The sequence below is a fragment of the Streptomyces sp. SP18CS02 genome, from assembly GCF_036322365.1.
Lineage (GTDB): Bacteria > Actinomycetota > Actinomycetes > Streptomycetales > Streptomycetaceae > Streptomyces.
In genome coordinates this window covers 322,848-335,857 of the sequence record NZ_JAQYXC010000288.1, presented here as the reverse complement: position 1 = coordinate 335,857, position 13,010 = coordinate 322,848, and the positions used below count along the sequence as shown (strand labels likewise).

At 72.8% G+C, this 13,010-nt stretch carries 9 protein-coding genes; 3 read left to right on the top strand and 6 right to left on the bottom strand.

The window, feature by feature from the left end; translation table 11 throughout:
- Positions 1-105 precede the first annotated feature (105 nt).
- The 3 genes from PUR26_RS19940 to PUR26_RS19930 form a co-directional block, all read right to left on the bottom strand.
- A complete protein-coding gene (locus PUR26_RS19940; RefSeq protein ID WP_329873770.1) occupies positions 106-1,131 on the bottom strand; it encodes a DNA topoisomerase IB in 1,026 nt (341 codons plus the stop codon).
- A 133-nt stretch (positions 1,132-1,264) separates the two neighbouring features.
- Complete coding sequence (locus tag PUR26_RS19935; RefSeq protein ID WP_329873769.1) at positions 1,265-3,709, bottom strand: SpoIIE family protein phosphatase; 2,445 nt, start codon at positions 3,707-3,709, stop codon at positions 1,265-1,267.
- Between the two features lie 147 nt (positions 3,710-3,856).
- Positions 3,857-6,394, bottom strand: a complete 2,538-nt coding sequence (locus PUR26_RS19930) for a SpoIIE family protein phosphatase (protein ID WP_443077111.1) — start codon at positions 6,392-6,394, stop codon at positions 3,857-3,859.
- Positions 6,395-6,527: 133 nt separating this feature from the next.
- On the opposite strand from PUR26_RS19930, the gene PUR26_RS19925 reads away from it, so the two are divergent.
- Positions 6,528-7,451, top strand: a complete 924-nt coding sequence (locus PUR26_RS19925) for a MurR/RpiR family transcriptional regulator (protein ID WP_329873767.1) — start codon at positions 6,528-6,530, stop codon at positions 7,449-7,451.
- Positions 7,452-7,781: 330 nt separating this feature from the next.
- Here PUR26_RS19925 and PUR26_RS19920 read toward each other — a convergent pair whose 3' ends face one another.
- Positions 7,782-8,084: a DUF5133 domain-containing protein gene (locus PUR26_RS19920; RefSeq protein WP_329873766.1), complete on the bottom strand. Its 303-nt coding sequence runs from the start codon at positions 8,082-8,084 to the stop codon at positions 7,782-7,784.
- 910 nt (positions 8,085-8,994) lie between these two features.
- Here PUR26_RS19920 and PUR26_RS19915 point away from each other — a divergent pair.
- On the top strand, positions 8,995-9,933 hold the full coding sequence (locus PUR26_RS19915; protein WP_329873765.1) for a glycosyltransferase family 2 protein: 939 nt from the start codon (positions 8,995-8,997) through the stop codon (positions 9,931-9,933).
- Positions 9,930-10,373: a GtrA family protein gene (locus PUR26_RS19910; RefSeq protein ID WP_329873764.1), complete on the top strand. Its 444-nt coding sequence runs from the start codon at positions 9,930-9,932 to the stop codon at positions 10,371-10,373. Before PUR26_RS19915 ends, PUR26_RS19910 begins: the two co-directional genes overlap by 4 nt.
- Here PUR26_RS19910 and PUR26_RS19905 read toward each other — a convergent pair.
- Positions 10,348-11,868 (bottom strand): DUF6056 family protein, encoded by a 1,521-nt coding sequence (locus tag PUR26_RS19905; RefSeq protein WP_329873763.1) that lies wholly within the window; start codon positions 11,866-11,868, stop codon positions 10,348-10,350. The genes PUR26_RS19910 and PUR26_RS19905 overlap by 26 nt on opposite strands.
- A 264-nt stretch (positions 11,869-12,132) precedes the next feature.
- Complete coding sequence (locus tag PUR26_RS19900; RefSeq protein WP_443077121.1) at positions 12,133-12,936, bottom strand: hypothetical protein; 804 nt, start codon at positions 12,934-12,936, stop codon at positions 12,133-12,135.
- Between the last annotated feature and the right edge of the window lie 74 nt (positions 12,937-13,010).

Here is a 13,010-nt window from a genome sequence, read left to right as displayed (position 1 = left end):
GGGCCCGGGACGGGCCGCGGTGGTGCGCTCGCGCGGTGGTGCCGTGTCCGGGCCGGGCCCGCTCGCCCTTGGGGGGTGTCTCGCCGATCGGGCCGGGCTCGCGGCTCAGGCGCCGTCGGGCGGCTGTCCGGTGCGCAGCACGGCCCGTTCGGCGGGTCCCTGGGTCGCCGGGGTGCCGTAGGTGCCCTCGTCCCCGAGGCTTGGCAGCGCGCCGGCGACGGTGACCCCTTCCTCGTAGAGCTCGATGACGCGAGGGTTGATGTAGGACGCACGGCACACGGCGGGTGTGTTGCCGAGGTATCCGGCGACCTCCTTGGCCGCCCGGGCGATGGCGCGGCGGCGGGCGGTCTCGCTCTGCGCCACGGACTGGGAGACCGCCAGGGCGACGGCCGCCATGACGGTGGCGTGCCAGGTGCGGAAGTCCTTCGCGGTGACCTCCAGGCCGGCCAGCTCCTTGAGGTACTCGTTGACGTCGGCGCCGGTCACGTCGCGCCAGCGCGGGCGCTCCCAGTAGGCCAGGAGCCGCTCGCCCCCGCCCCGTCGGCGCAGCAGCGCGGTGAGGCTGCGGCAGGTCGCCGGGTCCATGACGGTCTGGATCTGCTCCCTGCCGTGCTTGCCGGGGTAGGTCAGCACGAACTCGCCGCCCCGGAGGCAGGAGTGGTCGCGGAGGAGTGTGGTGAGGCCGTACGAGTTGTTGAGGTCGGTGTAGCGGTCGCTGCCGATGCGGAGGAACCCGAGGTCGAGCATGCGGACCGCGGTCGCGAGCGCCCGCCGCCTTGTCATGCCCCGGTCCCCGAGATGTCCCTCGACGGCCTCGCGCACATCGGGAAGCGTCTCGGCGACGTCCAGGACATGGGCGTGTTTGCTCAGCTCCTGTTCGGCCCGGAACTGCGGGTGGTACAGGTACTGGCGCCGTCCCGCCGCGTCGGTGCCCACGGCCTGGAGGTGGCCGGAGGGCCGGGCGCAGATCCACACGTCGGTCCAGGCGGGCGGGATGACCAGGGCCTTGACCCGGGCGAGCTCGGCCGGGTCGCGCAGCGCGCCGCCGGTCACGTCGAGGTAGCGGAAGCCGCGCCCGTGGCGCTTGCGCCGGTACCCCGGCTCGCTGGGCCGGCTGTGGTAAAGGCGCAACGCCGCCTCCCTGTCCTCCGGATGCCTGCCGGTGTGCGTACGTGAACCGCGTGTTCCCCGGCCGTGGCGCGTGATGCGCGTGCTTCCCCTGCCCGCCCCGCCGCGCCTCCTCGCCGCCCGTCGCCGAGTCGGTTCACGGCAGGGGCTGTTCCGCCCAGATCGTCTTCCCGGTGGGCGTGTAGCGGGTTCCCCACTGCTGGGTCATCTGGGCGATGAGGAAGAGTCCACGGCCGCCCTCGTCGTCGATGGCGGCGCGGCGCAGGTGCGGTGAGGTGTGGCCGGTGTCGGACACCTCGCAGATCAGTGTGCGGTCCCGGATGAGCCGTAGCTGGATCGGTCCGGAGGCGTACCGGATCGCGTTGGTGACCAGTTCGCTGACGACCACCTCCGTGGTGAAGACCAGCTCCTCGTCGAGCCCCCAGGCCCGTACCTGACCGGCGGCCAGGGCACGGGCGCGGCTCACCCCCTCGGGGTCGGCCTCCAGATCCCACACGGCCACCTCGTCACGGTCCAGCACCCTGGTACGCACGAGCAGCAGTGCGGCGTCGTCGTCGACGGGGCCGGGCAGCATGGTGGCGACCGCCTGGTCGCACAGCTCCTCCAGGGGGCGCCGGTGATCGGCCAGCACGGTGCGCAACGCATCGAGCTCGGCGTCCCGGTCCCGGCCTCGGCCCTCGATGAGGCCGTCGGTGAAAAGGGCGAGGAGGCTGCCTTCCGGCAGGGTCAGCTCGGCGCTCTCGAAGGGAAGGCCGCCGAAGCCGATGGGCTGCCCCGCGGGGAGGTCGGGGTAGCGGACGGTTCCGGTCGCGGGATCGACGACGGCGGGCGGCGGGTGGCCGGCGCGCGCCATGACGCACCGCCCCGTCACCGGGTCGTACACGGCGTACAGGCAGGTCACCCCGACTGCCGCGTCGGGTGTGTCCCGTTCGTCGAGGGAGTTCCCGTCCTGCTGCTCGTGGGCTCCCTGGGCGGTCAGGTCGTCGAGCCGGGAGAGGAGTTCGTCCGGGGCGAGGTCCAGCGCGGCGAGGACCCGGACGCTGGTGCGCAGCCGCCCCATGGTCGCGGCCGCGCGCAGACCGTGGCCGACGACGTCTCCGACGACCATGCCGACGCGGGTGCCGGGCAGGGCGATGACGTCGAACCAGTCGCCGCCGACGCCGGCCCTGTTGTCGGCGGGCAGATAGCGGTGGGCGATCTCCACCCCGGTCAGACTCGGCAGGTTGCGGGGCAGCAGGCTGCGCTGCAGCACCAGCGCGGCGGTGTGTTCGCGCGTGTAGCGGCGGGCGTTGTCGACGCAGATGGCGGCGCGTGCGACGAGCTCGTCGGCGACGGGCAGGTCGCCCGCGCCGAACGGGTCGGGGTGCCGGTCCCGGGTGAAGGTGACGACGCCGAGCGAGACGCCTTCGGTGCGCAGGGGGACGGAGAGCCGGGAGTTCGCCCGGGGGCGGCCGGCGATGCCGTCCGTCTCCGGGAAGCGCTCCAGCACGGGCCGGCCCGAGACCAGACAGCGTGCCTGCGCGGATCCCGGTGCGTAGTCGACCGGCTTGGGCGGGCCGGGCGCCCGCGGATCGTCCGGCGGGGCCGTGCCGGGCGGGCCGCCGTTGAACGACTCGTCCCACACCCGCACCATGCTCCGGGCGGGCTCGGTGCCGGGTGCGGGCTGGTCCCCTTCGAGGACGGTGTCGATGAGGTCGATGGTGACCGCGTCGGCGAACTGCGGCACGGTGACCGCGGAGAGTTCCTGCGCGGTGCGGACCATGTCCAGGGTGGTGCCCACCCGTGCGCCGGCCCGGACCAGGAGGTCCAGTCGTTGCTGGGCGAGATAGCGCTCGGTGATGTCCACCGTCTCCTCGCAGACGCCGAGCGTGCTGCCGTCGGGCGACTGGAGGCGGTAGTAGGAGCAGGACCAGACGTGGTCGCGTTCGGGGTCCACGGGCGGACGGCCCCGGTAGTGGAGCTCGATGACGGGCTCGCCGGTGCCGAGCACCTGCCGCATCGTCTCGTCCAGGGTGGGGGGATACCCCACGGACAGGACCTCGCCGTCGGTCACCATGTCGTCCGGACCCAGCCCCGCGTACTGCGAGGTGCCCATCTCCTGGTAGAGCGCGTGGTTGGTCCACACGACGCGCCGCTCGGTGTCGTAGATGGCGAGTCCCACGGGCGACTGGGTGGCCAGTCCCCGCAGCATCGCCTGGAGGGCCTCCCACCGTTCCGTCTCCTCCGCGTCGGCGACGGCCAGGAGCCGGGCAGGGCCCTCGGCCCCGGTGGGGAAGAGGGTGAGCGTCGCCGACGTCACCCGGACGATTCGGCCGTCCCGGTGACGCATGTGGAGCACCTGGCGGCGCGCCCGTGACGCTCCTGGCAGGTCGGTGGGCGCCTGGTAGGCGCCGGGGCGGTCCACGACGAAGGAGCCGATGGGGTGCCCGACCGCCTCGTGCGGCGGGTAGCCCAGCAGCGCCTGCGCGGCGGGTCCCCAGCCGACGATGATCCCTTCGGCGTCGAGCACGGCCGTCGCCGCCCGTGTGACGTCGAGGGGGCCGCGGAAGTCAGCACCCTCCACCGCGTTCACCGCGCTCATGGCACCTGCCTCAGGAGTGTCCGCACAGGGGCGTCGTCCACCCGGGGGGCGGAGTCGGCGAGGTCCGGGGCTCCGGCCCGGTCCGGAAGACACACCCTGGTCCGTCTCCTCATGATCGGCCAGCCGCTGGGGCGGCACAACCGCGGTTCAGCGCGCATGGCCGTCTCGCGACGGGACGCCGTCCGCCCAGCGGGCGGCCAGCAGGAGCGCGATGTCGTCGGGCCGGTCGGCGGCTCTCCTGGCCTCCCGGATCAGGCGGTCGGCCGTACGGTCGAGGGAGCCCGAGCCCAGCCCGGCCAGGGTGGCGCGCAGACGCTCGACGCCGAGGTCGATGTCGACGCCCGGCTGCTCCACCAGGCCGTCGGTGAAGAGGGCGAGCAGGGCTCCGGGCTCCAGCCGCAGTGCGGTGACGGGGTAGGTCGCGTCGGGGTCGATCCCGAGTACGACACCGCCGGAGAGGTCGAGGACCTCCGCGCTGCCGTCGGCGTGGCGCAGCAGCGGCTGCGGGTGCCCGGCCCGTACGGCGCGGGTGGCGCCGGTCGCCGGGTCCAGGACGACGTAGCAGCAGCTCGCGAACTGGCCGGGATCGAGGTCGATGAGCAGCCGGTTGGTGCCGCTCATCACCTCCTGGGGGTCGAGGTTGCTGAGGGCGAAGGCGCGTACGGCGCTGCGCAGCTGCCCCATGGTGGCGGCGGCGGACACGCCGTGCCCCTGGACGTCCCCGATGACGAGCGCCACTCCCCCGGCCGTCTCCACGACGTCGTACCAGTCGCCTCCGACATCCATGCCCTGGGTGCCGGGGAGGTAGCGGCCGACGGTGTCGACGTGCCGGAGGCGGGGCAGCCGGTGCGGCAGCAGGGCGCTCTGCAGGCCGCGCGCGAGGGCGGCCTCCGTGTCGTAGCGCTGGGCCCGCTGGAGGGACTGTGCGATGAGGCCGGCGAGGGCGGTGAGGACCGTGCGTTCCTCGGCGGAGAATCCGCGGGGCTGGTCGAAGCCGAGGATGCAGGAACCGACGGGACGCCCGGAGGCGATGAGCGGCAGGAAGGCACGGGCGCCGACGTGGGCGTCCAGTGGGATCCCGGGATAGGCGGCGGCCAGGCGCTGCATGGATTCGAAGAAGATGGGGCGGCCGGAGGTGAGCGTCTCGACGCCGGGCAGCCGGGCGTCGAGCCCGACCCCGTCGAAGCGGTTGAGGAACCCCTTCGGGAACCCGGTCTCCCAGGCCAGCTGGAGGTGCCGCTCGTGGAGGAGGTAGATGGCCAGTTGCCGGCCGCCGAATGCGGGCAGGAGCTCCTCCGTGACCACGGCGGAGACCTGGCGGGCGGTGACGGCCTCGGTGAGCGCGATGGCCAGGGCGACCGGTCGGTAGAGCGGGGTGGCGCGGTCGGCGGGGGTCCCGGGGGCGTCGTCCGGCGGGGCGGTGGCGCCCGCGGTGGCATCGGGGCGTTGCGCGTCCGCGAGCACGATGGTCACTCCGTCGTGGCCCGGGTGGAGGGACACCGAGAGCCACTTCGCGGGGGCGCGCCGGGCCAGGAAGCGGACGGCCCCGTCGGAGACCAGCGCGGCCCGCAGGTGGTCCTCGTAGGCGGGGTGTTCGAACCATGGCAGGGCGTCCCACAGGATCCGTCCGAGGAGTTCGGTCCTGGCGTGCCCGAGCAGGGTCTCGGCGCTGCGGCTGACGAACGTGATGCGGCCGAGCCGGTCGATGGAGCAGATGCCGCTCGGCAGCCGGTCGGCCGCCGCGGCGACGATCGGCCCGGTGCCGGGGTCCACCACGAAGCCCGTCACCCGCGCGGAACCGCCGTTGCGGGAGGGGTCCGTAGGGCGGCGGGAGAGTTCGAGCAGATAGGGGCGGGCGTCGGGGCCCTGCAACCAGATCCTGCGGGTGGTCGGCCGTTCCGCTTCGGCGGCCTGCTGGGCGACGGTCAACAGGCCGTAGGCGTCGGCCGGGGCGAGCAGCTGTGTCAGGCCGTCGATGGTGCCGGGGACGTCGGCCCGGCCCGCCGCGACGATCGCGCGCAGTTCGTCGTCGATCGAGACGGCCCCGCTTTCGACGTCCCACTCGAAGCGGCCCAGCCGCACCGGCGGTGTCGTGGCGGTGGGGAGCTGCACGGAGGCCGGTTCGCCGTCCCACTCGACGGACACGCCGTTCGCGGCGAGCTCCGTCAGATCGGCGGCGAGGCGCCCGGCCGCCTTCCGCAGCCTGCGCCGGTCCCCTTCGTCGACGGGCCGGCCCGGTGTGGCGGCGCGCAGCACCACCAGGACGCCGAACCGTTCGCGGCCGGTGTCGACGGGCATGTACAGCGAGCCGAAGGGAAACGGCAGTCCCGCCATGAGCTGCGGGAACCGTCGCATGGCGTCCTCCGCGTCGGCGAGGAGGACAGGACGGCCCGAGCGGTAGGCCTCCGCCACCGGGAACGGGCGATTGACGTGCATGCGCCACCACGGGCGGAAGACGGGGCCGGGCAGCCCGGCGAGTACCGCCAGCCTCAGCAGGCCCCGGGTCCCGGAGGGCAGGTAGACACCGCCGGCGTATCCGCCCACGGATTCGATCGCGCTCACCGTGGCCCGGGCCAGTACCAGGGCCAGTCCGGGCGGCACCCGGCCGTCGTCACGCGGTCTGCCCGGCACCGTACCCGCCTCGCTCCCCGGGGCACGGCCGGCAGCGCCGCCGTACCAGGACACACAGCCAGGATGCGCCTGTGCGGCGGGATCGCGCACGTCGGTGCGGGCGCCGGTCCCGCTCCGAGGGTTCTGCCTGGACGACGCGGCGGGTGGGCTATGTTGAGCACAAGTGGGACAAGAAGGAGGCGCACCGGTGCCATCAGGGCAGCAGGCACGCGCGCAGGCAGCCGCGATCACCCCCGGACGCGGCTTTCCGGAAGCGGACGCGGCCCCCACGGACCGGGTCCTGGCGCTCTTCGGCGGCCACCGGCTGTCTCCCGCGCAGCGGCGCATCGCCCAGTACATGATCGACCATCTCACCGAGGCCGCGTTCCTGTCGATCACGGACCTCGCGGAGCGTGTCGGCGTCAGCCAGCCCTCGGTGACCCGATTCGCCACCTCGCTCGGGTTCAGCGGGTTCCCGGCGCTCCGCGAGGCCCTGCAGCCGATCGCGCTGAGCGCGGTGGCCGGCTCGCCGGACACCCGTGAGGAGATCCGCCGCAACGAGCTCCAGGCCGCCATCGACGCCGAGATCGAGAACCTGGAAAGCCTGCGCCGCCTGGTGGCCGACCCGGGACAGATCCTGGACATGGGCCGGGAACTGGCGTCATCCGTGCCGCTGACGGTGCTGGGCCTGCGGATCTCGGTGTCGCTCGCGGAGTACTTCGCGTACGCGGCGCGCCGGATCCATCCCGATGTGCGGCTCGTGACGCGCGGCGGGAGCGTGGCCTACGACGCGCTCCTGCAGTCCCGGGAGGCCGGCGGTACCTGGGTCCTGGCCTTCGCGATGCCCCGGCACGCCAACGAGACCCTCTCCGCGATGCGGACGGCCCGCCGGACCGGACTGCGGGTCGCGCTGATCACCGATCTGACGCTGGGACCGCTGGTCGACGAGGCCGATGTGACGTTGACGGCGGCGACGGGATCACGCCTCGTCTTCGATTCGTACGCGGCGCCCGGTGTGCTGTCCGCGTCGGTGCTCCAGGCCATGGCCGACGCCCAGCCGGAGCGTACGCAGCTCCGGCTCGACCGGTACGAGCAGGCGGCCGAGCAGCACGACTTCTTCCTGGAGGACTGAGGTCCCGGGGGCCTGGAGGACGGGTTCCCGGGCTCCGGGGAGGGCTTTTTTCACGCCATCGGCCCGCATGAAATTTTTCATGCTCTTGATTACTCGACGGTATATATATTTACTGCTCGGACACCCCCGGCGCGCAGCGCCCGGGGGCGCACCCCACAGGCCTTCTCGAAGGCTCAGAACAGAACACTCAGTGACGACGTCCCTCCTCCTCGCGTCGCCCCGTGGTGTTCCACCGGACGTCCGCCTCCCGCGGACGTCCGAGGCGGCCCCGGTCAACCCCTGGGCCGGGGCCGCCTCAATCCTCTTCCGCGTGGACCGGTCCGGTCCGGATCAGGTCGCGGCGGCGGTCACGGCCGCGCCCGCGGTTCCCATGGCGGCCGCGGCCACGGTCCCCACGGCCGCCCCCACGGCGGTGACGGTCGCGCTCCCGGCGCCCGTCGAGGCGAGTCGGGCGCGAGCGGCGGCCAGCGCCTGGTCCACATGGCGGGTGCCCGTGGTCACGCACAGCGTGTACGTCACGTCTTCGAGCCGGCGTTTGAGGTCGGGGGCGAGAGCCAGCCCCTGAGAAGCAGTGCAAAGGGATTCGTAGCGAGCGACGAGCTCGCGGAGCACTGCGGGATGCGCCAACAGCATGAACGTACCTGCCTTTCCACGCCACAAAGCACAGAGAGAGGATGCCGACGCCGGCACCCCGGGGCCGGGCGGCACGCCCGGTCTTCGGACCGGCACGCCCTCCCCGCACAGGATGTGCCCGCGCTCTCCGGCCCCCACACGACAGTGTGATTCAACCGTGACGAATTTGCTCAGCAGGCGAGCCCGCGTGTGCTTGCTCCATTGATGTGACATGCCCGGCGGCCGGTGTCCGCGCCACGGCGGCCGGGGTAGCCATCGGTCCATGATCGTCGAACGCGCCGGCCCGCCCCACGACCCGCCCAAGGTCCGGGGAGGCATGGGCCGTTCCCGGAGCGGTCCGCCCGGACCGGGGAGGGCGGGGTCGCCCGGCGCCGAGGAGTACACCACGGGCCCGCCACGGATGCGACCGGCGGGACGTACGACTCCGCCCCGACCATGGGCTCGCTCCCGGCCCGCCGCGGTCGACCGGGCCGTGAGCCGCGTGGCGCACGGACCGCTCGCCGCTGACGGCTGACGGCTGACGGCTGACGGCTGACGGCTGACGGCTGACGGCGCGGGAACCGCCCGCCGCTGTGACGGGCGGTCCGCTCCTCGCGCCCCGGCCACCCCCGCGACCCGGTCCGGTCCGTTCTGTTCCGTTCCGGTCCGTCAAGTCCGCGGCAGGCGTCGGTCCGTGGGCCCAGCACCCGTTCGTTCCCGGTGTCCGTGCGTTCGTCGGTGCCCCTTCGTTCCCCCGCGCCCGTTCGTTCGGTTTCGTTCCCCGGGGGAGGCAACCCGGATGGCCCGTCGGCCATCCTCTATGTGCGGCGGATCAGAACGTGCGGCTTCGCCGCCCCGCACGCCCAGTGCATGGAGTGAGAAGGCAATGGTCCAGGTTTCGGTGGTCGTTCCGTGTTTCAACGAGAGTGAGGTGATCGATGCCTTTCACACCGCCCTGGTCACCGCTCTCGAACCGATCGGAGCGACCTTCGAGATCTGCTACGTCGACGACGGCAGCAGCGACGCGACCGTGGAGCGGCTGCGGCGGATCGCGGCGGTCCATCCCGCGGTGCGCTACACCTCCTTCAGCCGCAACTTCGGCAAGGAGTCCGCGATACTCGCCGGGATGCGCATGTCCAGGGGTGCGGCGGTCGTCCTGATGGACGCAGACCTCCAGCACCCGCCCGAGCTCGTTCCCCGCATGCTGGAACTGCACCGTCAGGGCTACGACCAGGTCATCGCCCAACGCGACCGGGCGGGCGAGGGCGCCGTGCGCACCGCGCTCAGCCGTGCCTACTACCGGCTGGTGCGCCGCTTCATGGACGTGGAGATCGTCGACGGCGCGGGCGACTTCCGTCTGCTGTCGCGCCGTGCGGTCGACTCCATCCTGTCGCTGCCGGAGAGCAACCGTTTCTCCAAGGGGCTCTTCTCGTGGATCGGCTTCGACACGGTCAGTTTCATGTACGAGAACGTCCAGCGGGCCGCCGGGCAGTCCAAGTGGGGAGGGCGGCGACTGCTCAACTACGGCATCGACGGGCTGCTGTCCTTCAACAGCCGTCCCCTTCGGATGGCGATCCACACGGGCCTGTGGCTGTTCCTGTCCGCGTTCGTCTATGCCCTCTGGATCATCGCCAACGCCCTGCTGAACGGCGTCGACACCCCCGGTTACGCGACGCTGATCACCGCCATCGTCGCGCTCAGCGGGATCCAGCTCGCCACGCTCGGGGTCATCGGCGAGTATGTGGGCCGCATCTACCACGAGTCCAAGCGCCGGCCCCACTACGTGGTGCGGGAGACCAGCGAGTCGGCGGCCGTCAGCACCCCCGGCCCCACCCTGGAGCCGGCCGGGCCCGCGCGGCCCGAGCGGTGAACGCCACCGGCGTCCGGCAGTTCCTCACCTTCGCCGCGATCGGGGTGGCCAACACGGCGGTCTACTGGGCCGTCTACGCCACGCTGAACGTCTGGTGGCCCTACCTGGCGGCGCATCTGGCGGGCTACGCGGTGAGCGTCGTGGGGTCGTTCCTGCTCAACTCGTACCTCACCGTCCGTACCCGCCCCACCTGGCGGGCCTTCGCCCGCTACCCGCTGTCGGGCGCGGTCAACGTCGTGGGCAGCGGGATCCTGCTGGCCATCGCCGTCAGCGGGCTGGGCCTGGACGAGAACCTCTCGGCGATCGCCGCCGGTGTCCTCGTCACACCGCTGTCGTTCCTGCTGGCCCGATGGGCCATCACCTCGGGGGCGGCCGCCACCGGCCGGGCCGGACGGCGGCCGCCCCACGGTCAGGTCACGGAAGACGCTTCCCGTAAGTGACCCGGTCGAGGTGGTAGTAGTCGGCGACGCACGCGGCCGGCCAGGGCTTGCGCCCCTGGTCCCCGAAGGGCTCCAGCATCCCCCGGACCGACACCGGCCTGTACGGCAGGACGTCGGCGCCGTTCGCCGACTGGGTCCGCAGCCACTGGTCCTGACGGTCCCACGTGCGGGCGCGGACCTCCATGTCGTGGCCCAGGTCGTACAGCGGGGCCACCAGCCCGAGGACGGCGGCGGCACAGACGGCCGCGGCCGCGGCCGTCGCGACGCCCGTGCGCCGGGCGGCGGCCGGCGCCCCGTCGGCGCGCAGCGCGCGGCCCGCGAAGGCGCCGAGGGCGACCAGGAGCAGGACGAAGAGCAGCAGGTAGTCGTTCCAGGTGCGCTCCGTCGTCACGACCCGCGCGCCGAAGATGGGGTACGTGATGACGGTGCACAGGTACCCGCAGACCAGGAACGCGAGTACGCCGAACCCGCTCAGCAGCAGCGGCCGGCAGGGGAGCAGCACCGTCGGGCGCCCGCTCCGCCTGGCCAGCAGACCGATCAGCACACCCGCGGCCACCGCCCCGACGTACTGCCAGGTGGTGAGGATGGTCCCCAGGATCCGCAGATAGGCGCCGAACGAGGCGATCAGCGTGTCGGGGCTGAGCATGGACGCGGTGTCCGCCCCGTAGCGCTCGCGCCGGTTGCGCGAACCGGGTGAGGTGACCAGCACGAGCGTGCCGATGCCGATGCCGGCCATGCCGATCAGGGACCAGACGCGGACGAAGCCGCGGACCCGCTCGATGAAGACCCAGCGGCCGAGCAGGATGGCGCCGGACAGCACCACCAGGGCGACGACCGACGCCTCTTCGGACAGCGTGCCCATGAAGATTCCCGCGACCAGGACGACGGCCGCCGCGGCGATCCGGCCACGCCTGCTGCGGGCCCGCAGCAGCGGAACGGCCGCCGCGACGGCCAGCACCGGAGCGACCGTGTGCGACACCGAAGCCGCCGGCCAGTAGAAGGTCTTGTAGGTGTTGGGGGTGGCGAACAGGAACACCGCCGTGATCATGGACGCGACGAGCAGGGGAACCCCACGCGGCACCGTTCGCTCCGCCCTGCGCAGTACGTGGACGGTCAGCGCCCACAGCAGGCCCAGCATCAGGACCCCGCTGATCAGACCGAACCACTGGTGGCCGGCGAGGGGGAACTTGGCGTACAGGCCGACGAGGAGGCCGTTGGCGACCCGTCCGTTGTCGGTGAAGTAGAACGTGTCGACCAGCCCCCAGACGCCCCGGTCGCGCACGACGGGCAGGAAGCACCACTCGTCCGCGCTGGGGCGCACGTGGCGGCCGAACCACGAGGCCACCGCCAGCAGTCCGAGCGGCAGCAGGGCGAGGGCCGATGTCCAGGTCGTCGTCCATGACCGGCGCGGGTCGTCGCCGTCCTTCCCTCGTCCCGGGTCCGGGCCGTCGTCCGGCTCCTGCGGGGTCGTGACACTCGATGCGCCGACGGCCATTCTCTTTTCACTGCCTCTCGGAGAACTACTGGTCCGAACACTCAAGAGGTGATTCAGCCCCGGTTCGTTGTGCGTCCGTCGCTTCAGATTCGCGAATCGGCGCCCCGGCCCTCCCGGCGACGCGCCGGTCACCGCCCCGATGGCGGCTGCCGACGGGAGGAAGCCGCCCCGCGGGGGGGCGGCGGGAAAAGGACGCGGGAGGACCGGCACGGCAAGGGGGCGGCCGCGGCACCAGGCCGGTGGTGGCCGGGGGGCGCGGTGCCGCTACCGGGCGAGGAGCGCGTGCAGGGATGCCTTCACCCGGGCGACGAAGGACTCCCGCACCGCTTCGGTGAGCAGCTCCAGGGAGAGGTAGGGGTTCAGGTCCTCCAGCTCGACCAGCAGCAGTTCCCCGTCGGGGGCGCGGCAGGCGTCGACCCGCTGTATGCCGTGGTCGATGTCGTTCCAGTCCACGAAGCGCTGCGCGAAGGCCAGGTCGGCTTCGGTGGGCTCGTAGTGTTCCAGGGCCCACCGCCGGTCCGTCCTCGGCGCGTGGAGCGCGTACTGGAAGGCACGGTCGACGAAGTAGAACGAGACCTCGTAGCGGAAGTCGACGCGCGGCTGGACGAGGGTGCCGCCCGACATCCGGGCCGGCAGATCCTCCCGGGTCAGGAACTCCAGCCCGATGGAGTCGGCGCCGAGCTTGGGCTTGGCCACGTACTCCTCGACGACCGGCAGCCGGCCGAGGTCCTGCGGGCGGTCGACGGTGGGGATGACGGGGTACCCGGCGGCGCTCAGGTCCACGAGGTACTGCTTGCCGGCCATGTCGGCCTTGCCGGTCAGCTGGTTGAAGACGCGTACGCCGTCGGCCAGCGCGCGGGCGCGGAAGTCGTCGTACCGGTCCTGGTAGTGCAGCACCGGGCCGCTGTTGCGGACGACGACGGCGTCGAAGCCGTGCATCAGGGCCGCCGCGTCCAGCGGGTGGCACAGGGCGATGTCGAAGTCCTCGCGCAGCCGGGACGAGAGCTGGATGTCCTCGTCGCAGTAGCGCCGGCCCCGGGCCTGGTAGGACAGGTCGGTGACGTACAGGATCCGGGGACGGCCCCCCGGCCGGGACGGGCGGGACGCGGATGCGGACGCGGATGCGGATGCGGATGCGGATG

What these genes read in the sequence shown, in the direction of transcription:
- PUR26_RS19935 (WP_329873769.1), bottom strand. Translation starts at nt 3,709, where the DNA reads ATGAGCGCGGTGAACGCGGTGGAGGGTGCTGACTTCCGCGGCCCCCTC.
- PUR26_RS19920 (WP_329873766.1), bottom strand. Translation starts at nt 8,084, where the DNA reads ATGCTGTTGGCGCATCCCGCAGTGCTCCGCGAGCTCGTCGCTCGCTAC.
- PUR26_RS19905 (WP_329873763.1), bottom strand. Translation starts at nt 11,868, where the DNA reads ATGGCCGTCGGCGCATCGAGTGTCACGACCCCGCAGGAGCCGGACGAC.